Origin of the sequence: Pseudomonas sp. NPDC089401 (assembly GCF_044749485.1) — a bacterium.
Lineage (GTDB): Bacteria > Pseudomonadota > Gammaproteobacteria > Pseudomonadales > Pseudomonadaceae > Aquipseudomonas.
The window spans coordinates 37448-60165 of record NZ_JBIVIA010000009.1; the positions used below are offsets into that span (position 1 = coordinate 37448).

Annotated in this window: 15 protein-coding genes; 14 read left to right on the forward strand and 1 reads right to left on the reverse strand. The window is 63.6% G+C overall.

Annotation, left to right across the window (positions count from 1 at the left end; all coding sequences use genetic code 11):
* Positions 1-158: 158 nt before the first annotated feature.
* Positions 159-1097 (reverse strand): LysR family transcriptional regulator, encoded by a 939-nt coding sequence (locus ACIP21_RS19945; RefSeq protein WP_400691011.1) that lies wholly within the window; start codon positions 1095-1097, stop codon positions 159-161.
* A 276-nt stretch (positions 1098-1373) separates the two neighbouring features.
* On the opposite strand from ACIP21_RS19945, the gene ACIP21_RS19950 reads away from it, so the two are divergent.
* From ACIP21_RS19950 to ACIP21_RS20015, 14 genes are all read left to right on the forward strand, one after another.
* Entirely contained in the window at positions 1374-2315 is a 942-nt protein-coding gene (locus ACIP21_RS19950; RefSeq protein WP_400691013.1) for a VOC family protein, read from the forward strand.
* A gap of 3 nt (positions 2316-2318) precedes the next feature.
* Entirely contained in the window at positions 2319-2666 is a 348-nt protein-coding gene (locus tag ACIP21_RS19955; RefSeq protein ID WP_400691016.1) for a Rieske (2Fe-2S) protein, read from the forward strand.
* 139 nt (positions 2667-2805) lie between these two features.
* The gene (locus tag ACIP21_RS19960; RefSeq protein WP_400691019.1) at positions 2806-3930 is read left to right on the forward strand and encodes an FAD-dependent oxidoreductase; all 1125 of its coding nucleotides are present in this window, start codon (positions 2806-2808) and stop codon (positions 3928-3930) included.
* A gap of 68 nt (positions 3931-3998) precedes the next feature.
* Positions 3999-5669 carry a DUF1302 domain-containing protein gene (locus tag ACIP21_RS19965; RefSeq protein ID WP_400691022.1) on the forward strand — a complete coding sequence of 557 codons (1671 nt, stop codon included), beginning with the start codon at positions 3999-4001 and terminating at the stop codon, positions 5667-5669.
* A gap of 14 nt (positions 5670-5683) precedes the next feature.
* A complete protein-coding gene (locus ACIP21_RS19970) occupies positions 5684-7051 on the forward strand; it encodes a DUF1329 domain-containing protein (protein WP_400691025.1) in 1368 nt (455 codons plus the stop codon).
* Between the two features lie 51 nt (positions 7052-7102).
* Positions 7103-8161 carry a WD40/YVTN/BNR-like repeat-containing protein gene (locus ACIP21_RS19975; protein ID WP_400691028.1) on the forward strand — a complete coding sequence of 353 codons (1059 nt, stop codon included), beginning with the start codon at positions 7103-7105 and terminating at the stop codon, positions 8159-8161.
* Between the two features lie 3 nt (positions 8162-8164).
* The gene (locus ACIP21_RS19980; RefSeq protein WP_400691031.1) at positions 8165-10636 is read left to right on the forward strand and encodes an RND family transporter; all 2472 of its coding nucleotides are present in this window, start codon (positions 8165-8167) and stop codon (positions 10634-10636) included.
* Positions 10626-11816, forward strand: a complete 1191-nt coding sequence (locus ACIP21_RS19985) for an MFS transporter (RefSeq protein WP_400691034.1) — start codon at positions 10626-10628, stop codon at positions 11814-11816. Before ACIP21_RS19980 ends, ACIP21_RS19985 begins: the two co-directional genes overlap by 11 nt.
* A gap of 47 nt (positions 11817-11863) precedes the next feature.
* The gene (locus ACIP21_RS19990; RefSeq protein WP_400691037.1) at positions 11864-12436 is read left to right on the forward strand and encodes a cupin domain-containing protein; all 573 of its coding nucleotides are present in this window, start codon (positions 11864-11866) and stop codon (positions 12434-12436) included.
* Complete coding sequence (locus ACIP21_RS19995; protein ID WP_400691040.1) at positions 12433-13425, forward strand: fumarylacetoacetate hydrolase family protein; 993 nt, start codon at positions 12433-12435, stop codon at positions 13423-13425. The genes ACIP21_RS19990 and ACIP21_RS19995 overlap by 4 nt, the downstream gene beginning before the upstream one ends.
* Positions 13416-14402 carry an NAD-dependent epimerase/dehydratase family protein gene (locus tag ACIP21_RS20000; protein ID WP_400691043.1) on the forward strand — a complete coding sequence of 329 codons (987 nt, stop codon included), beginning with the start codon at positions 13416-13418 and terminating at the stop codon, positions 14400-14402. The genes ACIP21_RS19995 and ACIP21_RS20000 overlap by 10 nt, the downstream gene beginning before the upstream one ends.
* Positions 14399-15181: a cyclase family protein gene (locus ACIP21_RS20005; RefSeq protein WP_400691046.1), complete on the forward strand. Its 783-nt coding sequence runs from the start codon at positions 14399-14401 to the stop codon at positions 15179-15181. Before ACIP21_RS20000 ends, ACIP21_RS20005 begins: the two co-directional genes overlap by 4 nt.
* 140 nt (positions 15182-15321) lie before the next feature.
* Positions 15322-15591, forward strand: a complete 270-nt coding sequence (locus tag ACIP21_RS20010) for a hypothetical protein (RefSeq protein ID WP_400691049.1) — start codon at positions 15322-15324, stop codon at positions 15589-15591.
* A gap of 315 nt (positions 15592-15906) precedes the next feature.
* On the forward strand, positions 15907-22533 hold the full coding sequence (locus tag ACIP21_RS20015) for a DUF3320 domain-containing protein (protein WP_400691052.1): 6627 nt from the start codon (positions 15907-15909) through the stop codon (positions 22531-22533).
* Positions 22534-22718: the final 185 nt, after the last annotated feature.

Genomic DNA, 22718 nt, shown 5'->3' on the forward strand with positions numbered 1-22718 from the left:
TGGAGTCCGGCGCCCACATAGCGACAGGCACGCAGGGCGCGGTTCGAAGGCAAGGTACGCAGGCAGGGCAGGGTGGGGCCAATCGTGATCGGGGATGCGAGGTATCGCCAAACGCGATGCCCCGCCACCGTTGCGGTGGCAGGGGCGATAAGTGCGGTTCAGGCGCTGGCGCGCAAGGTTTCGCGCTGCGGCCTGGCGCGCTGGATGAAATCGCAGATGCGTTCGCGCAACCACCGGTGCATGGGATCGCCGTCCATGCTGCGGTGCCACATCATGAACTCGCGCATGAGCGGGATCTTCACCGGCGGCGGCAGCAGGCGCAACGGCAGGTAGCCGGCGTACAGTTCGGCCAGCCGGCGGTGCATGGTGGCGATCCGAACGGTGCCCACCAGCAACTGGGGCAGGGTGTTGAAGTCGTTGGTGATGACTTCCAGGCGCCGATTGAAGCCGTACTGGTTCATGAACCAGTCCTCGATGCTCAAGTGGCGGTTGCGGCCAAAGCCTACCGAGATGTGCCCCATCTGCATGTACTGCTCGAGGGTCAGCTGCTCGCCCACCTCGGGGTTGTCGCGCCAGACCACGCAGACATGGTCTTCCTCGAACAGCAGCTGTGCCGGATGGCCGTCGATCAGGTAGCGCTCGGGCACGATCATCATGTCGACCTCGCCGCGCATCAGCAATTCGGCGCTGTTGTCGCCTGGGCTGATCATCTCGAAGGTAATGTGCGGCGCCTCCTGGTGGATGCTCTGGAGGACCTGGGCGAACACCACGCTGATCAGGTAGTCCGAGGCCACCAGGCGGAAGTGGCGCTTGCTGGCGGCCGGGTCGAACACCGGCCTGGCGGTGATCGACGAGCGAATGGTCAGCAGCACTTCGCGCACCGGCTTGGCCAGTTCCAGGGCATAGGGGGTGGGCTGCATCTTGCGCCCGACCTGCACCAGCAACTCGTCCTCGAAAAACGTTCGCAGCCGCCCCAGCACGCCACTGGTGGCCGATTGGGTCATGTGCAGGCGCTCGGCGGCGCGGGTGATGTTCTGCTCCTCGAGCAGGATGTCCAGGGCAACCAGCAGGTTCAAGTCCAGGTGGTGAAAGCGCATGGTGATAGCTCTCGGCTCTTGTAGTTATTTTCGCGATACCTTCCCGCTGCATTGCCGATACGTCAAGACCCCTCGGCCCCGATAGCCAGCCAACGCCGGCCCGCATGGGCCAGCGCTCAGGTATCGCGATTGCCGATGCCTCGCAGTTCGACTCGCGATTGGTCACGCCACCCCGGCACCGAGCAACCTGCGCTCCAGTCGAACGGCCGATGTGCCGCCGCGACCCACTACCGGTGACCTGCCTCGCCGAATAACAATTTCAATGGAGTGGTAGCCATGAACATTCTTGGTCTCGACGCACTGGTGTTTGGCGTCGACGATATCCAGGCCTGTGCCGATTGCCTGCGTGACTATGGCCTCGCGGCCGTTCAGCTGGACGCCGACGGTGGCCGTTTCGAGGCCCTGGACGGCACCTCGATCATCATTCGCCGCGGCGACGACGCTGGCCTGCCGCCGGCGCTCGGGCCAACGCCGTCGCTGCGCGAGACCGTCTACGGCGTAGCGTCGAGCGACGACCTGGCGGCCATCGCCGACGAGCTGGGCCGTGACCGCGAAGTGCGGCGTGACGCCAGTGGCGCGTTGCATACCGTCGACGACCTGGGCTTTGCCATTGCCTTCCAGGTGACCTGCCGTCGCCCCTTCGACGCGCCCGCCGACCTGACCAATGCGCCTGGCAGCGCAGCGCAACGCCCGCTCAACCAGCTGGGCATCACCCCGGACATGCCGGCGTTGCCGCGCACCTTGTCCCACGTGGTGTACTTCGTACCCGATGCGGCCAAGGGCGAAGCGTTCTACCGCGATCGCCTGGGCTTCGTCACCACGGACAGCTTCGTGGGCGTCGGCCCGTTCATGCGCAGCGCCGCCATGGACGATCACCACTGCCTGTTCATGATCCAGACGCCACCGCACATGCAGGGTTGCGAGCACTTCACCTTCCACATGGGCAGCGGCACCGAGGTACTGCTGGCCGGCACGCGCTTCCAGCAGCGCGGCTGGACCAGCTTCTGGGGGCCGGGCCGCCACCTGCTGGGTTCCAACTGGTTCTGGTACTTCAACAGCCCGCTGGGCTGCCACATCGAGTACGACGCCGACATGGACAAGCACGACGACCACTGGGCGGCGCGCCAGGCGCCGATGTCGGCCGACAACTCGCAGCTGTTCCTGTTCGCCTCGCGGGAGAAGTGGGCACCGGGTGGCCCACCTGGGAAGCAAGGCTGAAGCATGGGTTGCGTGGCGCTGTGCCGGCTCGATGAGCTGGGCGAGGGCCAGGCGCGCGGCTTCGATCCACAAGGCAGCGGCAGTGACAACCTGTTCGCCCTGCGCCACCAGGGCCAGGTACGGGTGTACCGCAACCGGTGCCCGCACTTGAGGGTGCCTCTGGAATACCGCAAGCACCGCTTCCTGAGTGCCGATGGCCAGTGGATCGTCTGCTACGCCCACGGCGCGCGCTTCAGGCCCGGGGACGGCGTTTGCGTACACGGTCCCTGCCGTGGCGAAGCCCTGGAGGGACTTGCGCACCAGGAAGCGGGCGGCTGGTTGCTATTGCCGCTGGCACAGCTTGAGCGCTGACCTATCGCGCCGCGCGATAGGTCGCATCCTGCGACGCGATTGGTCAACGCCCGACGACGCCTGGAAGCTGTGCACAGGCACAGGAAACGGCCACCCCGCAGGACGGGGCGGACTACAAGAACAAAACGTGAGACATGCCATGAATACAGTGAACAACGTGTTGATCGTGGGCGGCGGAATCGGTGGCCTGTGCGCCGCCATCGCCCTGCGTCGCAAGGGCATCGCCGTCGACCTGGTCGAGCTGAAGACCGAGTGGACCGTCTACGGCGTCGGCATCATCCAACAGAGCAATGTGGTACGCGAGATGTACCGCCTGGGCCTGCTCGAAGCCTACCTGGATGCGGCCTACGCCTTCGAGGACGTGGCCATCTACACCACCGCAGGGCAGCAACTGGCGCGCATCCCCGGCCAGCGCCTGGCCGGTCCGCAGTATCCGGCCAATGTCGGTATCTCGCGCCGCGCCCTGCACAAGGTGTTGAGCGAGACCGCCATCGAACTGGGCACCCAGGTGCGCCTGGGCACCTCGGTGGAAAGCTTCGAGCAGGACGACAGTGCGGTGGATGTGCTGTTCAGCGACGGCAGCCAGGGGCGCTACGGGCTCATGGTCGGTGCCGATGGCTTGTATTCGAAGGTGCGCAGCCTGCTGTTCGCTGACCGTTATCAGCCGCGCTTCACCGGCCAGTCGGTGTGGCGCTACAACTTCCCGCGCGCTGCAGGCATCGATCACCTTGCCAACTACCAGGGGCCCTCCGGCAACGCGGGCCTGGTGCCACTGGCCGATGACCTGATGTACCTCTTCACCACCTCCCACGAGCCGGGCAACCCGTGGATGGAACCCGCCACCCTGGCCGATGGCCTGCGCCAGCGGCTGGCCGGTTTCGGCGGGCTGATCGGTGCATTGCGCGAGCAGATCGTCGACAGCGCCGAGGTCGTCTACAAGCCGCTCGAAGCCGTGTTTGTCGACGAGCCCTGGTATCGCGGCCGCGTGTTGCTGATCGGTGACGCCGCCCATGCCACCACGCCGCACCTGGGGCAGGGCGCAGGCATGGCCATCGAGGATGCCGTCGTGCTGGCCGAGGAACTCACCGCCGCTGGCAGCCTCGACGCGCAATTGCAGCGCTTCATGGGCCGGCGCTTCGAGCGCTGCAGGTTCATCAGCGAAATGTCCCTGCTGGCAGGTGAGAAGGAGATCCAGCGCGATCCTGCCTTCGACCGCATCGGCCTGGTCAAGCGGATGCTGGAGATGACTGCGCAGCCGATCTGACGCGCTTTGCCCGGCGCGTCGGCGCCACGCCAACACCGCCACACAATAACAAGAAAGAGGAAACCCCGATGTTGACTCGCAAAGGTGCATCCGCACGGCCACTGCCGGCGCTCAAGCCCCTCGGCCTGGCGCTCGTCGCGCTGGCCGCAAGCCAGGCGCAGGCCTTCGAATTCGACAGCGGCAACCCCGACCTGCGGGTACGCTGGGACAACACCCTGAAGTACAGCGCCGCCTGGCGCACCCAGGACGCCAGCAGCACGCTCAGCGAAGGGCAGACCGCGCTGAACCTGGACGACGGCGACCGCAATTTCGACAAGGGCCTGATCTCCAACCGCCTCGACCTGCTGTCGGAGCTGGACATCACCTACCACAACGTCGGCGCACGGGTCAGCGGCGCGGCCTGGTACGACGATGTCTACAACCAGGGCACCGACAACGGCGACCCCAGCCGTGCCAACAGTTACTCGGTCGACCACGACCAGTTCACCCACGCCACGCGCAAGCTGCATGGGCGCAAGGGCGAACTGCTCGACGCCTTCGTCTTCGGCAGGACCGAGATCGGCGACATGCCGTTGTCCGGCCGGTTGGGCCAATACGCCATGCAGTGGGGCGAGAGCCTGTTCTACGGCGCGAACGGCATCGCAGGCGGCATGGCGCCGGTGGACGTGGTCAAGGGCCTGTCGGTGCCCAACACACAGTTCAAGGAGCTGATCCGTCCGGTACAGCAGATTTCCGGGCAGCTGCAACTGACGCCGGACGTGTCGGTGGGGGCCTACTACCAGTTCGAGTGGGAGGCCAACCGCCTGCCGGCGGCGGGCAGCTATTTCTCCAGTGACGACTTCTTCGGCGATGGCGCCGAGCGCATGTTCGTCGGCGCACCGGTCTTCCCCGGCGGCCAACCCCTGGCGTTCTTCCACGGCAATGACAAGGAGGCCAAGGACTCGGGGCAGGGCGGCGTGCAGCTGCGCTGGCGCAGCGAGACTGTCGACTGGGGCCTGTATGCCATCCGCTTCCACGACAAGTCGCCGCAGCTCAACGTGCGCCCGGGCTTCGCCACCCTTGACCCGGTCAGCGGCAAGGCCGGCGAGTTCTACTGGGTGTACCCCGAAGGCATCGAGGCGTTCGGCGCGAGCTTCTCCACCACCGTCGGCAACTTCAACCTTGCCGGTGAGCTGTCGACGCGCTGGAACCAGCCGCTGGCCTCCACCAACCAGCATGCCCTGGCCGCGGGCGAGGCGATCGACAATGACGACAACCCGGTGTACGCCACTGGCCGCACCCTGCACGCCAATGTCTCCTGGCTGGCCAGCCTGGAACCGAACTTCATCGCTGCCGAGTCGAGCTTCATCGGCGAAATCGCCTTCAACCGGGTGATGAGCGTGAGCAAGAACGCCGATGCCGTCGACCCCAACGCCGACCGCGACGCCACCAGCCTGCGCCTGGTGTTCGAGCCGATGTACCGGCAGATCCTGCCCGGCCTCGACCTGTCGGTGCCGATCGGCGCGAGCTACACCCACGGCGCGTCGATGGCGCTGGGCACCGGCTTTGGCACCGATCGTGGCGGTGACCTGAACATCGGCCTCAAGGGCAACTACCTCAATACCTGGAGTCTGGGCCTGAGCTACACGCACTACTACGGGCCGCAGAACACCTTCCTCGACGCCGACAACCACTACACCTTCGAACAGTCGCTCAAAGACCGCGACTTCATCGCCTTCACCGTCAGCCGCACCTTCTGACCGAGGATCACCCGATGAAACACAACAACAAAGTCCTGCCCCTGATTGCTGCCCTGAGCGCTTCGCTGCTGTTCGCCCAAGGCGCCGCTGCCGCCGTGTCCGCCGAACAGGCGGCCACCCTCAACACCAGCCTGACCCCGCTTGGTGGCGAGCGCGCCGGCAATGCCGACGGCAGCATTCCGGCCTGGACCGGTGGCTACACCCAGGCCGACCCGACCTACAAGGACGGCGGCAAGCGTGGCGATCCGTTCGCCGGCGACAAGCTGCTGTTGCGCATCACCGCGCAGAACATGGCGCAGTACGCCGACAAGCTGACCCCGGGCATCCAGGCGATGCTCAGGAAGTACCCGGACAGCTACCGTCTCGACGTCTACCCGACCCACCGCAGCGCGGCTGCGCCGCAGTCGGTGTATGACGCCACCCTCGCCAACGCCACCAGCGGCAAGCTGCTGGACGGCCCGGGCGGCCCCATGCCCCAGGGTGCATCCGGCGGCATCCCGTTCCCGATCCCGGCCAATGGCGTGGAAGCCATGTGGAACCACTTGCTGCGTTGGCGCGGTGTGTCCTGGCACGCCAGCTTCAACCAGTACCTGACCACCGCCGATGGCAAGCACGTGCTCACCAACGACTCGCGCGCCGATCTGCAGATGCCCTGGTACCTGCCCGGTGGCAGTGGCGACAAAGGGGTGTTCTGGTCCATCCGCATGACCAACGACGGCCCGCCCCTGCGTGCCGGCGAGGCCATTACCGGGCTTGAGAACCTCAACGCCGACAAGGCTGCGGTGTGGACCTACCTGCCGGGTCAACGCCGTGTGCGTCGCCTGCCCAACGCCTGCTGCGACACGCCGACGCCGGCCACCGCCGGGGTCATGAGCTTCGATGAGCTGTACGTGTTCAACGGCCGTCTCGACCGCTTCGACTGGAAGCTGGTGGGCAAGAAGGAGCTGTACATCCCCTACAACGCCAACAAGGTGTTCACCGCCAGCAGTGCCGAGGCGCTGCTCGCCCCGCACCACCTGAACCCCGAGTCCATCCGCTGGGAGCTGCACCGTGTGTGGGTGGTCGAGGCGACCCTGAAGAACGGCCAGCGCCATGTGATGCCACGCAGCACCTACTACCTCGACGAGGACACCTGGGCCGCCGTGCTGGGCGAGCGCTACGACGCCCGCAACCAGCTGGCCAAGGTGGTCTGGACCTCGCCGGTGGTGCTGCCCGACCTGCCGGGCGTGGTGACCCTGACCAATGGCTTCTACGACCTGCTCTCCGGTGCCTGGTTCGCTGGCGACCTGTTCGCCGGCAAGAGCGAGCAGTACCGCATCGTGCCGCCCTACAAGGACTCGGTGTTCACCGCCGACGCCATGGCCGGCGAGGGCGTGCGCTGAAACGGTGCCTGGGCTGTAGCAACCAACAAGAACAACAAAAGGGTGCGTGCGATGAACAAGATGCTCTACGGCTGGCTGCTGGCAGCCTGTTGCGGGCTGCCACCGGCCTACGCCGCTGGCAGTGTGGATGTGCTCGCGCAGCCCGCGCTGCAGGGGCCCCAGGCCCTGCGCGCGGTGTTGCAGGACGTGGCCCGGGCCGGTGCGCGGCTGGTTGCGGTGGGCGAGCGGGGCGTGGTCCTGCTGTCCGATGACAATGGCACCAGCTGGCGCCAGGCCAGCGCGGTGCCGGTGAGTGTCAGCCTGACCGCCGTGCAGTTCGTCGATGCCCGCAACGGCTGGGCTGTCGGCCATGCCGGCGTGGTGCTGCATAGCGAAGACGCCGGCGAGCACTGGAGCCTGCAGCTTGACGGCAAGCGCGCCGCCGCCCTGGAGGTGCAGGCCGCCGAGGCAGCCGCGGACCAGCAGCGCATGGCGGGCGCGCAACGGCTGCTGGACGATGGCGCGGACAAACCGCTGTTGGCCCTGAGTTTCACCGATGCCCGCAACGGCATGGTGGTGGGCGCCTACGGGCTGGCCATGGGCACTGCCGACGGCGGGCGCAGTTGGCAGTCGCAGATGGGACAACTGCCGAACGGGCGTGGCCTGCACCTGTACGCCCTGGCGCGCCACGACAATCAGGTGTACGTCGCCGGCGAACAGGGCCTGCTGCTTCGCTCGCAAGATGGCGGCGGGCATTTCCAGGCGCTGCAAGGGCCCTACGATGGCAGCTACTTCGCCGCCACCGTGTTGCCCGGCGGCCGTCTGCTGGTCGGCGGCCTGCGCGGGTCGCTGTTCGCCTCTGACGACGGTGGCGACAGCTTCCAGGCACTGACCAACCCGATTCCGGCATCGCTCAATGGCCTGCGCGTCGCCGGTGGCCAGCTGTTGCTCGCCAACCAGGCGGGGATGCTCCTGCGCAGCGGCCTCGACGCCTTCGTCGCTCACCCCATGACGGTTTCCGCTGGCCTGCCACTGACTGCCGCCACCATCGCCGCCGACGGTGCCATCGTCGCCGTTGGCATGGCCGGCGCGCGCCGCCTGGCACCTTCTTCTTCCCCCTCGACGGACTGAGCCATGCATGCCATGAATTCATCTGCGCCTTGCGGCGGCCATCTCGACGGCTTCGACAGCGCGTCCGGCTCGCTGCTGGAACGTGCGCTGTTCAACCACCGGGGGCTGGTGTTGCTGCTGTGCCTGGCGGCGACCTTGCTGCTCGGCTGGCAAGCCTCGCGCCTGACGCTCAATGCCAGCTTCGAGAAGATGATCCCGCGCGATCATCCGTTCATCCACAACTACCTGGAGCACCGCCAGGAGCTCGCCGGCCTGGGCAATGCGGTGCGCATCGCCGTGGCCAATCCGCGCGGCAGCCTCTACGACCAGGACTACCTGCGCAGCCTGCAGCAGCTCAACGACGCGATCTACCTGCTGCCTGGCGTCGACCGTGCGGCGATGAAGTCGCTGTGGACCCCGTCCACCCGCTGGACCGGGGTCACCGAGGAGGGCCTGGAAGGTGGCCCGGTGATCCCCGACGGCTACGATGGGGCTGCCGCCAGCCTCGAAGCGCTCAGGCGCAACGTCGAACGTTCCAACGAGATTGGCCAGCTGGTGGCCTTCGACCAACGTTCGAGCATCGTCTACGTGCCGCTGCTGGAGCACACTCCGGACGGCCAGGCCCTCGATTACGCGGCCTTCGCCCATGAGCTGGAAACCTTGCGCGAGCGCTTCCAGGCGCAGGGCGTGGAGATCCACATCACGGGGTTCGCCAAGGTCGTCGGCGACCTCATGGACGGCCTGCGGCAGATTCTGCTGTTCTTTGCCGTCGCCATCGCCATTACCGCCGCCGTGCTGTACGGGTACACCCGCTGCGTGCGCAGCACTGCGCTGGTGGTGGTGTGCTCGCTGGTGGCGGTGATCTGGCAGCTTGGCCTGCTGCCGATGCTGGGCTACGTGCTCGACCCGTATTCCGTGCTGGTACCGTTCCTGGTGTTCGCCATCGGCATGAGCCACGGCGCCCAGAAGATGAACGGCATCATGCAGGACATCGGCCGCGGCATGCATCGCCAGGTGGCGGCGCGCTTCACCTTCCGCAGGCTGTTCCTGGCCGGGCTCACCGCACTGCTGTGCGATGCGGTGGGCTTTGCCGTGCTGATGATGATCCAGATCCAGGTGATCCAGGACCTGGCGGTGATCGCCAGCCTGGGTGTGGCCGTGCTGATCTTCACCAACCTGATCCTGCTGCCGGTGCTGCTCTCCTACGTGGGGGTCAGTGCCCACGCGGCGCGGCGCAGCCTGCGTGCCGAACAGGCCGATGCCAGCGGGGCGCGCAAGCACGCGCTGTGGCGCTTCCTTGACCTGTTCACCCGGCGTCGCTGGGCGGCCGGGACCCTTGCCGTGGCCGCGCTGATGGCCGCCGGCAGCTACGCCGTGAGCCTGCACCTGAAGGTCGGCGACCTAGACGCCGGCGCCCCCGAGCTGCGCGCCGATTCGCGCTACAACCGCGACAATGCCTTCGTCACCCGGCACTACGGTGCCAGCAGCGATGTGTTCGCGGTGATGGTGCGCACCGCCCCCGGCGGCTGTTCTGCCTATGACACCTTGAAACGGGTGGACGACCTGGAGTGGCAATTGCGCGGCCTGCCGGGGGTGGACTCGACCAACTCGCTGGCGCTGCTCAACCGCCGGATGCTGGTCGGGCTCTCCGAAGGCAGCCCCAAGTGGTACGACCTGGCCAACAACCAGGCGACCCTGAACATGGTCACCGCCGGTGCCCCGCGCGGGCTGTACAACGACGACTGCAGCCTGCTGACGCTGCAGGCCTACCTCACCGACCACAAGGCCGACACCCTGGCGCGGGTGGTCGACAGCGTCCAGGCCTTTGCCCAGGCCAACGACAGCGAGCAGGCCAGTTTCCTCATGGCTGCCGGCAGCGCGGGAATCGAGGCGGCCACCAACCAGGTGGTGAAGCAGGCCAACCGCGACATGCTCTGGTGGGTCTACGGGGCAGTGGTCGTGCTCTGCCTGGTGACCTTCCGCTCGTGGCGCGCGGTGCTCTGCGCGGTGTTGCCGCTGGTGCTGACCTCGCTGCTGTGCGAGGCGCTGATGGTCGCGCTGGGCATCGGCGTGAAAGTGGCGACCCTGCCGGTGATCGCCCTGGGCGTCGGCATCGGCGTGGACTATGCGCTGTATGTGATGAGTATCGTCCTGGCACAGCTGCGCCAGGGGGCGAGCCTGTCCCAGGCGTACTACCGCGCGCTGCTGTTCACCGGCAAGGTGGTGATGCTCACCGGTATCACCCTGGCCATCGGCGTTGGCACCTGGATCTTCTCGCCCATCAAGTTCCAGGCCGACATGGGCGTGCTGCTGGCCTTCATGTTCGTCTGGAACATGGTCGGTGCACTGATCCTGCTGCCGGCGCTGGCCTACTTCCTGTTGCCGCAACGCCAGCTCCGCCAAGAGCAGCAATCGGCGGGCGCCGAGCACCGTGCAGGCAGGGTAGAGCAGGGCGCCCATTTTCGCCTGCTTGAGGAGGTGAACCATGGCCGCTGAACGCAACGCCGGCAGTGCGCAGGCCGCGTTGCTGCTGTTCGGCAGCTGCCTGCCCGTGCTGGGGGCGGTGCTCATCGCACCGGTGCTGCCGCGCCTGCACGTGCATTTTGCCGAGACGCCAGGCGTGGCCGTGCTGGTGCCGGTAGCACTGACCCTGCCGGCCCTGGTGATCGCCTTGTTGGCACCGCTGGCCGGGGTGCTGGCCGATCGGGTCGGGCGCCGAACGCTGCTGCTGGCGAGCATGCTGCTCTACAGCCTGTGCGGGGTGTTGCCGTTGTGGCTGGACTCACTGGCGCTGATTGTCGCCAGCCGCGCCGGCATCGGCCTGGCCGAAGCCGGCATCATGACCTGCTGCACCACGCTGATGGGCGATTACTTCGATGGCCAGCGCAGGGCGCGGCTGTTTGCCTTGCAGATGGTGGTGACCTCGTTGGCGGCAGCGTTGTTCATGGGCGTGGGCGGTGTGCTGGGCGAAAGCGACTGGCGCACACCCTTTTCCCTCTATGCGGTGGGTTTGCTGTGCCTGCCGTTGATGGCCGTGCTGCTGTGGGAGCCGCGCGCGAGCCTTGCAGCGCCAGAAGCTACCGCCGATTCGCGCTTTCCATGGGCTGCCCTGGTTCCCTTGTACCTGCTGACCGGGCTGGCCGGTGTCAGCCTGTTCATCGTCCCGGTACAGGCCGGCTACGTGCTGCAACTGCTGCAGGTCGATGCGCCCCGGCAAATCGGCCTGGCCATGGGGGCCAACCAGCTCGGCGTGCTGGTCGGCGCATTGGCCTTTCGCCTGCTTGCGCGCTTGCCGGCCGGTCGGGTGCTGGCCCTGGGCTTTGCCACGGCGGGACTCGGTGGCGGCCTGTTGGCAGTGGCCGGCAGCTACGCGCCCGTGGTGCTGGCGGTGCTGATCAATGGCCTGGGCGTCGGCCTGCTGCTGCCCACCCTGATCACCCTGGTGATGCAACAGGTCGGCTTCGACCAGCGTGGCCGTGCCACGGGTGGATTCACTGCGGCGATTTTCGCGGGCGAGTTCGTCAGTCCCTTGTTGGTGCTGGCACTGACAGCTGGCGTGGCTACGCAGCTGCCCCATGCGCTGCTGCTGGTCGCCATCGGGCAACTGCTGCTGGCGCCTGTCTGCCTGACGCTGCTGCGTCAGCGGCCCCCGGTGACCGTGGCAGGCGCACGATGATCGAGCTTTTTTCCCCGGCGGGGTGAATCTTAATGAAAGGAGAGAGCATGCAATCGCTTCCTGCATTCAAACGTGTGGTCACCGGCCACGATGCCAAGGGCCAGGCGGTGGTCGCCAGTTCCGGCCCGACACCCAACAACTTCCCGCTCAAGGCGGTGCCTGGCACCCTGTTTTATGAGGTCTGGAACAGTGCCGGCAGCCCGGCGCCACTGGATAACGGCGACGACCCGACAGCGCAGGCGCTGCAATTGAGCCCTGGCCCGCTGGGTAGCGTGATCCGGGTGGTGGACATTCCGCCGGACAGCGTGCAGAACCAGGTCAGTGCCGACGCAGCGGCCGCAGCTTTCGCCGAAATCGGCCAGGCGAGTGCCGGCACGGGCAAGGCCGATTCGAAGCACAAGCTGATGCACCGCACCGAGACCCTGGACTACGGCATCGTGACCGAGGGTGAGGTCTGGCTGGTGCTGGACGAGGGCGAGGTCCACCTCACACGCGGTGACATCGTGGTCCAGCGCGGCACCAACCATGCCTGGAGCAACCGCAGCGAGCAGATGGCGCGGATGGTCTTCATCCTGCTCGATGGGCGTTATGCCGAGGCACTCGAGGAGCTGCTGCCATGAAGCTTGCCACGTTCGACGACGGCAGCCGCGACGGTCGCCTGCTGGTGGTGGCCCGTGACCTCGGGCATGCGGTCGATGCCAGCGATATCGCCACCAGCTTGCAGCTGGCCCTGGAAAACTGGCCCCAGGTCGAAGCCCGCTTGCAGGCGCTGTATCAGCGGCTCAACGACAACGCGGTTGCCGGTGCCTTTGTCCTCGACCCCGCTCGGCTGGCTGCGCCGCTGCCGCGTGCCAGCCAGTGGCTGGACGGCTCGTGCTTCCTCAGCCATGGCGAATTGATGCAGAAGGCCTTCAACCTGGAACCGATTGACGGCGTCGAGCACACGCCACTGATTTACCAGGGGGCCAGCGACGACTTTCTCGGGCCACTGGCGGATATTCCCTTGCCCAGCGAGGCCCACGGCATCGATTTCGAGGGGGAGTTCGCCGTGCTGCTCGATGACGTCCCCATGGGATGCCCGGCAGAGCAGGCCTTGCACCATGTACGCCTGATCCTGCAACTCAACGATGTCAGCCTGCGGGCCCTGGCGCCGCGGGAAATGAAGACCGGCTTCGGCTTTCTCCAGGCCAAGCCCGCCAGCAGTTTCGCACCGGTGGCAGTCACCCCGGACGAACTCGGCGAGGCCTGGTGCGACGGCCGGGTGCACTTGCCACTGCACGTGCACTGGAACGGCGAATGGTTCGGCCACCCCCACGGCGGCGCCATGCACTTCGGTTTCCACCAGTTGATTGCCCATGCGGCGCTGACACGGCGCTTGAGTGCCGGCACGCTGCTCGGCTCCGGCACCGTATCCAACGCCGACCGCAGCGTGGGCTCGGCGTGTATCGCCGAGCGCCGCGCCATCGAAACCCTGGCGTCCGGCGCGCCGCGCACGGCCTTCATGCGCTTTGGCGACCGCGTGCGCATGGAAGCGCGCGGGCGGGACGGTGAGGTGCTGTTCGGTGCCATTGACCAGCGCGTGGTGCGGGGAGGGTGGCCATGCGCGTGATAGTCACCGGGGCCAATGGCTTTGTCGGGCGCCAGTTGGTGCAGCGCCTGCTGGATATCGGCGAGGTGCGCGGGCAGCCGATCGACGCCTTGCTGGTGCTGGACCAGGCACTGGACGGCTTGCCCGAGGATGCGCGCCTGCGTCGTCACCACGGCAGCATCACCGACGCGGCCCTGCTGCGCCGCGTGCTGGCCGACGGCGTCGACGTGGTCTTCCATCTCGTCAGCGTGCCTGGCGGCGCTGCCGAGGCGCACTACCAACTGGGTTACCAGGTGAACCTGCAAGCCAGCCTGGAGCTGCTCGACCAACTGCGCAATGCCCAGTGTCCGCCGGTGCTGGTTTACGCCAGCAGCGTCGCGGTATACGGCGGCCAGTTGCCGGCGCGCATGGACGAAGGCCAGCCGCCGGCACCGCAGCTGTCCTACGCGGCGCACAAACGCATGGTGGAAATCGCCCTGCAGGACCTGGCCCGCCGTGGCGAGGTGGACGGCCGTGCCTTGCGCCTGCCCGGCATCGTTGCCCGACCGCGCGAGCCCAATGGCCTGCGCTCGGCGTTCATGAGCGACCTGTTGCACGCCTATGCGGCCGGCGAAGCGTACACCTGCCCGGTGTCGCCCGAGGCGAGCGCCTGGTGGATGTCGGCCCGCTGTTGCGTGGACAACCTGCTGCGCGCCGCCGAACTGGACGACCCGGGCAGCCAGCGGGTCTGGCAACTGCCGGTGCTGCAATTGACCATCGCCCAGGTACTGACCGGGCTGGCGGCCAGTTTTGGCGAGGCCAACCGCGAGCGCATCGCTTTCGACCCCGACCCGCAACTCGAAACCCTGTTCGGCCGCTATCCACCGTTGCGGACCTCGTTCGCCCGCGCACTGGGCTTCTGCCACGACGGTTCGGTGACCGGACTGCTACGCAACACCCTCAACGTCTCGCCGCGCCACGGCAATCGCGCGGCTACCGGCAAAGGAATCCTCGCATGAGCTCGAACACACGTCGCTTGCTCGACCTGTCCGTCACCCTGGACAACAACCCGTACACCGATCCGCCACCTTTGCTGCCGAAGATCGATTACATGGATCACCAGCAGGGCTGGCCGGAAATGGCCGCGATGTTTCCCGGGTTACGCAAGGAGGACCTGCCGGGCGACGAATCCTGGGCGGCCGAGCGCCTGCAGATCACCACCCACAGCGGCACGCACATGGACGCGCCCTGGCACTATGCATCCACCACCGACGGCGGCAAGCCGGCCTTCGGCATCGACGAGCTGCCGCTGGAGTGGTGCCTGCAGCCGGGGGTGAAGCTGGATTTCCGTCATTTGCCGGATGGCCATGTGGTCACTGCGGCGCAGGTCGAGGCCGAGCTTGCGCGGATTGGCCATGAACTGCAGCCGTTGGACATCGTGCTGGTGAATACTCGCGCGGGCAGCTTGTTTGGCCAGCCTGGTTATCTTGAGGCCGGCGTGGGGATGGGGCGCGAGGCGACATTGTACCTGCTGGAGCGGGGGGTGAGGGTGGTCGGTACCGACGCCTGGAGTTGGGATGCGCCCTTCAAGTTTACCCGTGAGCGCTTTGGGGAGACGGGCGATGCCTCGATTATCTGGGAGGGGCATAAGGCTGGGCGGGATATCGGGTATGGGCAGATGGAGAAGCTGGCGAATCTGGAGCAGTTGCCGGGGGATGGGTTTTTGGTGAGTTGTTTTCCTTACAAGATTCGGCGTGCTTCGGCGGGGTTTGTGCGGGCGGTGGCTATTCTCGATTAGACGTGCGGAGCCCGACAGATCTGCCCTGGAGGCGGCTGCGCGGCAAATAAAGGGTGCTGGGTTGCCACTTTCAAGCGGAGTGATGACTTCCGCTTGAAAGCATCATTGCTCGCGAGTCATCACGCCGTCTTGTACACAAGGTGATTCAATCTGCCGAGGATTTTGGCGGTTTGAAAATGACTCAAACCGATAACCGCGACTTCTTCATACGTTGTGCTTGGATCGCACACGCTGTGATAAATGTCGTCCAGCTGAGTCAAGTAGCTGCGCAACAGCTTTTTATCTTCCTTACTGAAAGCTGGCGAGTCGAGATCCACAAGGATGGCATGGCGATAGGTGAGGTACTTGCGCCGGAGCCGTTTCGAGTATGGGTAGTTTGTGATGGTGATCAGGAAGCAGATCCCTCCTGACCCTTCACACTTGAGGCGCTGGCGCTGAACGTGAATAACCTACTCCGCAAGTAAAGCCATGACTGCTTGCGCTGAGTCCAGATATGCGCAACCGGCTCGAAACGCTCAGTGCCTTTTCAGGGAAGCGATCCGGCACACGGATAGGCCATTTTGTTTTTTGCTGAAACCTTTCAATGGTTAGCGATCGTCTAGCGCGACCAAAGGCACATTACGACTTTAACTGGAAGCGCTATCATCCCGCCACTAGCTCAAGAGGGGCCCTCTGGCCGGCCAATTCCGGCACTCCCTTGAGCATTACGACAAGGAAGGTTGCGCATGGACGACATCGTTCAGCCCCTCACAGCTCAAGAAGAAATCCCGCCTAAAGAAGTCAAGATCCTGGCCACCTTGGTGGCGAAGCTGAACCTTGCTGACTTCCAAAACGCCATTCCCGTGATTCGCGAACTTCGTATCGCAAACGAGACCGAAGACCGCTTCGTCAATGCAACTCTGACATTGACCTCAGAGCCTGAGGTGTTCAAGGCCAAGGTCTGGCGGATCGACGAAGTTGCGGCAGATAGCTTCCGGATCATTCCTGGACTCGACTTGGTTCTGGATGGCCCGTTGCTTATTCGTCTGACCGAAGCTGAGCTGTCGACATTCACCTTCGTTCTCGAGGTGGATGACAAAGAAGCCCAGAGCGGCAGAAAAGAGGTCTCCCGTCTTGAGCAAGTCGTAGATCTTCTGCCCCGAAATCAGTGGGGTGGTTTGCGGCATATTCCTGACATGACAGCTGCTTTCGTTCAGCCGAATGATCCGGCAGTTGAACGACTCTTGAAGCAGACGGCTGAGTTGCTTCGCCAAAGTGAGCTGTCCTCTTCGCTGGATGGCTATGAGGGTGGCGCGAAGCGAGCTTGGCAGCTGTCGTCTGCGGTCTGGAGCGCCGTCGCTCGGATGAAGCTCGACTATGCATTGCCGCCGGCGAGTTTTGAACAGTCAGGTCAAAAGGTGCGAAGCCCAAGTCAGATTGCCGATACCGGCTTGGCTACCTGCATGGATCTTACCCTGTTGTTCTGCGCTGCCCTGGAGCAAATCGGGCTCAATCCCGTCATCGTTTTCACCCGCGGTCACGCCTTCGCGGGGCTGTGGATGAAGCCAGAGGAGTTCACTACCGCCCTTGTCGATGATGTAACGGCGGTACGTAAGCGGGTGAAGCTGCGGGAACTCGTTCTTTTTGAAACCACGCTCAGTACCCAGAATCTTGTCCCGACCTTCTCCTATGCAGTCGAGAGGGGGGAAAAACAGATTGCCGAAGACGCGGACAGCGAATTTGAAATGCTGCTCGACATTCGCCGGGCTCGACTGCAGCGGATCAAACCGCTCGCAAGTGCTGAAGCTCAAATCGCACGGATTGCTGATGAGGTTGCGGATGATTCTCCAGCCCTCTTAGTCGAGAACGGGGCCGGAATTCCAGATGAAGTCCACGAGGTGGTAGTCGAAGACCTTTCAAAACTCGATCCTGCGGATCGGCTTGGCCGGTGGCAGCGAAAACTCCTGGATCTCTCGCTTCGAAACAACCTCCTGAACTTCAAGACGGGCAAGCGGGCGCTGAAGCTTGAGTCGCCAGATCCTGGTGCTCTTGAGGACGTACTGGCCAGTGGTCAGTCGTTGAAGCTGCTAACCCGTCCAGACCTCATGGATGGCGCTGATCCGCGGGAGCTTGCAATTTACGAACAACGTGAACATGAGGATGTTCGCCGCCGGCATGCGGAAGACGCCCTCAAGCGTAGAGAGGTGTTCGTTGCACTGAAATCCAACGAAATGGATGTGCGACTCACTGAGCTTTACCGGGGAGCTCGTACAGCTCTGCAGGAAGGTGGTTCAAACACCCTCTTCCTTGCCATCGGTTTCTTGAGTTGGACGCGTGAAGACAGGGCAGGGCAGAAGTACAAGGCGCCTCTGGTTCTGGTTCCCGTCACGCTGGAGCGTAGGAGTGCTCGATCCGGGTTCACCATGGTGCTCCATGATGATGAGCCACGCTTCAACCCTACGCTGATTGAGATGCTCCGCCAAGACTTCGAGTTGGGATTGGGCTCCCTGGAGCACGAGCTGCCGCGGGACGATTCAGGTCTGGATATCTCCGGCATCTGGAACAAAGTTGGTCATGCTATCAAGGACATTCCTGGCTGGGAGCTGAACGAGGATGTAGTGCTGTCGATGTTCTCTTTTGCTAAGTACCTCATGTGGAAGGATTTGGCAGAGAACGCCGAGCACCTGCGGCAGAGCCCAGTGGTTCAGCACCTCCTTGATACACCGCGCGATTCGTTCGTTTCGGACACCCCGTTCCCAGAAGCGCAGTCGCTGGATCGTGATTACGGCCCAACGGATGTTTTCTGTCCGCTGCCTTCCGACTCGTCTCAGCTCGCGGCAGTGATGGCAGCAGCCAAGGGCAAAGACTTCGTGCTCATCGGCCCGCCTGGTACTGGCAAGAGCCAGACGATCTCCAACATGATCGCTCAGTCGATTGCCCAAGGGCGCCGCGTGCTGTTTGTCTCGGAGAAGATCGCGGCGCTGGATGTCGTGTACCGCCGACTGCGTGAGATTGGCCTGGGGGAGTTCTGTCTTGAGCTTCACTCAAGCAAGGCTCGAAAGACCGACGTACTTGCCCAGCTGCAATCTGCTTGGGAAGCCAAGGGGCAAGTGGATTCCGCGGCATGGGAGGTTGAAGCGCAGCGCCTTGCCACGCTGCGCGATAGTCTGAACATTTACGTCGAGCGACTGCACCGGCGCCATCGCAACGGTTACACCATCTACGATGCTATTGGCACGGTCACCTCGGGTGGCGATGAAGCTGTTGCGCCTGTTGGTTGGGCTTCGCCTGATACCCACGACCAGAAAGCCATGCTAGAGCTTCGTGAGTTGGGCGATCGCCTCGAAGTGAACGCGCAGGCTGTGGGGTACATTCAGCTTGCTGGCAATGCGTTAGCCGCGGTTGGTCAGGCGGAATGGTCACCCCATTGGCAACAACAGTTTGTGCAGGCAGCTCGCGATGTGTTGCCTGCCGTACTGGATGTGCAGCGGGCGACTGATCGGTTCGTTGAGTTGGCTGGGCTTCCAGCTTCGGAATACACCCCGACTGCACTTGAGGGGTTGTCAGTTCTTTCCCAGGCACTACCAGCGGCAGCAGGACAAGATTGGCGCTTCGCGCTGCGGCCTGATGCCCGCTCCATTTCTCAAAGGCTGAGCGATGGCTGTACGTGGGTTGAACAACACCGAGAGCTCAACGCTAAGCTTTCGCCGCTCTGGCCTTCTCGCGTTGTGGCCGATGCCAAGCAGGGTATCGAGCTTCTACAGCAACGTCGTACCACCTTCGGTGAGCTCAGCCCAGCCTGGCCGGAGAGTGTGACCGATGTGCTTGCTCAGGCGGTGGCACTGCTTGGTCAAATAGTGGAACTCAAGCAGCAGCTCAGTGCGACATATGGCGATACGATCGAGTCGCTCGACATCGATCTGTTGCTGCGTGAGTGGAAGGAGGCTGAGGAGTCGTTCTGGCCAAAGTCCTGGTTCGGAAAGCGTCGTATCGCGGGTTTGCTAGCCCCGTCTCAAACCACTGCAGGCGAGGCCGATCACGGTAAAGATTTGGCCACCTGGGCAGAAATCCGCGCCGTGCGCCGCGCTATTGATGAGCTTGAGCCCGGGCATGAGTGCGTTGCCGTTTGGCAAGGCTCAAAGTCTGACGCTGAGCAGCTCGCGACGTCGATCAAGCTTCAAGAGACCATTCGGCTCCAGCAAGCAGAGTCGGAGTGGATCGATGATGGATTCCAGTTGGTCGAGCAAGGCCAGCTGGGAGACGCATTGAAGGAAGAGCTCCGGCGGCTTCGCACGCTGACTCGCCTTGATCGCGATATGGCCGCGTTGTCCGACCTTGGCGCGAGCACGCAACAGCTATGGAGCGGTCAGGGTACTAACATAGACCACCTTAACGCAGGGCTGCGCTTCCAGGCCGAGCGTCGGGATATCGAAGAGCGCGGTCGCCTTGTTGATGATCACCCCGAAGTAGAAGAGGGTCGCTGTGGATCGTTGTTGAAGAGTGACTTCGATTTGTTGAAGCAGCGGGCAGCGGTTGAGCGTGATCTTTCCGACCTGGCAGACCTGCGGGAGTTGGTTCCGGTCTGGAGTGACCTGAAGACCAAGCTAGAGATAGCCCGCCAGGCCGTGGCGTTCCAGGCGCAGTTAGCGACTGCTGTTGCGAAGCTCGCTCTGAACCCGGAGCAGATTGCTGCTTACAAAGCCCCCCTGCAAACACTCCTGGGCGATGGCAACGCGCTTCTGGAACCGGAGGGGGCGATAGCAATTGCTGGTGTTGCCCTGCGTGACAAGCTTGGGTTGCTTCAGGAGCGTTCATCGCATCTGACTTCGATAGGTCACTTCACCGAAGCAGGTTCAGATGAGACCGCTCACCTGCCATTGAATGACCTCAAGAAAAGCTGCGAGACCGTGGTTTCTTCTGAGGCGCGACTCAAGGCTTGGTGCTCCTGGAGAAAGGTGCGTGATGAGGCCATCGCCGTTGGCCTCTCGCCGATTGTTCAGGCCATGGAAATCGGAGCGATCACCTCCGGGAAAGTCCGTCGCGTCCTGGAGGTGAACTATGCCCGCTGGTGGCTGAATACCACTGTCGACAACGAAGAGGTCATTCGGACGTTCGTCAGCGTCGAGCACGAACAACGCATTCGCGACTTCCGCGCGCTAGATGACAAGTTTACTGAGCTGACGAAGGACTGGCTCCGGGCGCGGCTGTGCGCCGACCTACCAAGCCAGGACAGCGTGAGTCGCTCTTCTGAGTGGGGCCTGTTGCGCCATGAAATGGGCAAGAAGACTAAGCACATTCCATTACGGGAGCTGATGACTCGAGCACCAGAAGCGCTGACGAAGCTGACGCCTTGCTTGTTGATGAGCCCGCTCTCCATCGCTCAGTACCTGCCGCCGGCTTCGACTCCGTTCGACCTGGTCATCTTCGATGAGGCTTCTCAGATTCCGGTTTGGGATGCGATTGGTGCGATGGCGCGAGGGAAGCAGGTCGTTATGGTGGGCGACCCGAAACAGCTCCCGCCGACCTCGTTCTTCGACCGTGCTGAGTCTACGGCTGATGATGAGGATGTCGAAGCCGATCTCGAGAGCATTCTGGATGAGTGCATCAGTGCGAACCTGCCGATGCGCAATCTGAACTGGCACTACCGCAGCCGCCATGAAAGCCTCATCGCCTTCTCGAACCAACGTTACTACGGCTCGAAGCTGGTGACCTTCCCATCGCCGTTCACGGCTGATAAGGCTGTGCGATTGTGCTCAGTGGCAGGTGTCTACGACAAGGGCGGCTCACGTACCAACCTGATCGAAGCAAGAGCCCTAGTTGCTGACCTTGTCACTCGCCTTCAGTCGCCGGCCTTCCGTGAGAGCCGTCGCACCGTGGGAGTGGTCACGTTCAACGGTGAGCAGCAGAAGCTCATCATGGACATGCTCGATGAGGCATGCCGGAAGGATCCGTCGCTTGACTCGTACTTCGCTGAATCTGAGCTCGAGCCTGTATTCGTCAAGAACCTGGAGAGTGTCCAGGGCGATGAGCGAGATATCATCTACTTCTCGACCACCTACGGGAAAGACGCTACCGGCGCGATGTCGATGAATTTCGGCCCGATGAACCGTCCAGGTGGCGAGCGCCGACTCAACGTTGCAATCACGCGTGCTCGCCAAGAATTGGTGCTGTTCTCTACCCTGCGTCCAGAGCACATTGACCTTGCTCGGACGCAAGCTGTCGGGGTGCGCGACCTAAAACACTTCCTCGAGTTCGCCGAGCGTGGCCCGCAGGCCTTGGCAGAGGCTGACTTCGGCAGCGTAGGTGGATTCGACAGCCCGTTCGAAGAGGCGGTCGCAGCTGCTTTGGCCAAGAAGGGGTGGCAGGTTCATACCCAGATTGGTGTCTCTTCCTTCCGCATAGACTTGGGTGTTGTGCACCCTGATGCTCCAGGACGATTCCTCGCCGGCGTCGAATGCGATGGTGCTACCTACCACCGAAGTGCGACTGCGCGTGATCGCGACAAGCTGCGGGAATTTGTATTGCGGGGACTTGGCTGGGAAATCGTTCGGATCTGGTCGACCGACTGGTGGGTTGATGCCGTAGGAACTGCAGAAAAGGTTCATCAACTATTGACGGAGCTACTCGCTGAGTCGAGAGCCAAGCAAGCCGTCATTGATGCTGCGCATGAGGCGGAGCGCCTGAAAGTCGATGCCGCTATGGCTGAAGTTATTGAGGTGGTGGATCAGGTGGCTGTTGTAGCTTCGACTTCAGTTGCCGAAGCCAATGATCCGTCTGGCGCAATGCCAGAGTTAAAATACGCGAGAGCTGCCGCGGTTCAAGCAGCAGAAAATGCCGTGATTTCTTATGTGCCAGTGGAGCACCTGGTTTACAAGGAAGCAGACCCTGCCGAGGCGGTGGAAGCGGTTGATCCAGACCGATTCTTCGAAGCGAGCTACACGGCTACCTTAGAGCAGATGATTGCCCATGTGGTAGCAGAGGAGGGGCCTGTGCTCGATATGGCGCTTGCACGGCGTATCGCCCGTGCTCATGGCTGGGTCAGAACGGGTTCGCGCATTCGTGATCGCGTCGATCAAATAGCGCGGGCACGATTCCGATCCCATGAAGAGGAGCAGGCAGGAACATTCTTCTGGCCGACTCATCTCGACTCGGATATGAACGTTTTATTTCGTAGGCCGGGTGATGACGATGCCATTCGCCCACTCGCTGAAATCTGCTTGCCCGAACTACGTGCCTTGGTAGGTGAAATGACCAAGCATGGGCACGTAGGAGAGGGGCTGGTTTACGCAGTGGCTAAGGAAGCCGGGGTCGGTAAGCTTGCCCACGCGGGCCGTCAGCGTATCGAAAGGGCGATAGCGCTAAACTTTGAGTGATACCTGAAGGGCGCTGTAATGGCGCCCTTTTTTTTGGTTCGGCGTTTAGGAGTTGCGCTCCGAAGGTATCCGTCCGGCCAACACATCTTCCTGACGCAACCGCCGAAGGCCATGATGTCCACCTAATTTAAGCGGACACCATTTCTGGCCTCTCAAGCGGATTTCTTATGCACCCTCAGCGCCGA

What these genes read in the sequence shown, in the direction of transcription:
- ACIP21_RS20005 (WP_400691046.1), top strand. Translation starts at nt 14,399, where the DNA reads ATGAGCTCGAACACACGTCGCTTGCTCGACCTGTCCGTCACCCTGGAC.
- ACIP21_RS19955 (WP_400691016.1), top strand. Translation starts at nt 2,319, where the DNA reads ATGGGTTGCGTGGCGCTGTGCCGGCTCGATGAGCTGGGCGAGGGCCAG.
- ACIP21_RS19960 (WP_400691019.1), top strand. Translation starts at nt 2,806, where the DNA reads ATGAATACAGTGAACAACGTGTTGATCGTGGGCGGCGGAATCGGTGGC.
- ACIP21_RS19945 (WP_400691011.1), bottom strand. Translation starts at nt 1,097, where the DNA reads ATGCGCTTTCACCACCTGGACTTGAACCTGCTGGTTGCCCTGGACATC.
- ACIP21_RS19975 (WP_400691028.1), top strand. Translation starts at nt 7,103, where the DNA reads ATGAACAAGATGCTCTACGGCTGGCTGCTGGCAGCCTGTTGCGGGCTG.
- ACIP21_RS19985 (WP_400691034.1), top strand. Translation starts at nt 10,626, where the DNA reads ATGGCCGCTGAACGCAACGCCGGCAGTGCGCAGGCCGCGTTGCTGCTG.
- ACIP21_RS19965 (WP_400691022.1), top strand. Translation starts at nt 3,999, where the DNA reads ATGTTGACTCGCAAAGGTGCATCCGCACGGCCACTGCCGGCGCTCAAG.
- ACIP21_RS20015 (WP_400691052.1), top strand. Translation starts at nt 15,907, where the DNA reads ATGGACGACATCGTTCAGCCCCTCACAGCTCAAGAAGAAATCCCGCCT.
- ACIP21_RS19995 (WP_400691040.1), top strand. Translation starts at nt 12,433, where the DNA reads ATGAAGCTTGCCACGTTCGACGACGGCAGCCGCGACGGTCGCCTGCTG.
- ACIP21_RS19970 (WP_400691025.1), top strand. Translation starts at nt 5,684, where the DNA reads ATGAAACACAACAACAAAGTCCTGCCCCTGATTGCTGCCCTGAGCGCT.
- ACIP21_RS19980 (WP_400691031.1), top strand. Translation starts at nt 8,165, where the DNA reads ATGCATGCCATGAATTCATCTGCGCCTTGCGGCGGCCATCTCGACGGC.
- ACIP21_RS20000 (WP_400691043.1), top strand. Translation starts at nt 13,416, where the DNA reads ATGCGCGTGATAGTCACCGGGGCCAATGGCTTTGTCGGGCGCCAGTTG.
- ACIP21_RS19990 (WP_400691037.1), top strand. Translation starts at nt 11,864, where the DNA reads ATGCAATCGCTTCCTGCATTCAAACGTGTGGTCACCGGCCACGATGCC.
- ACIP21_RS19950 (WP_400691013.1), top strand. Translation starts at nt 1,374, where the DNA reads ATGAACATTCTTGGTCTCGACGCACTGGTGTTTGGCGTCGACGATATC.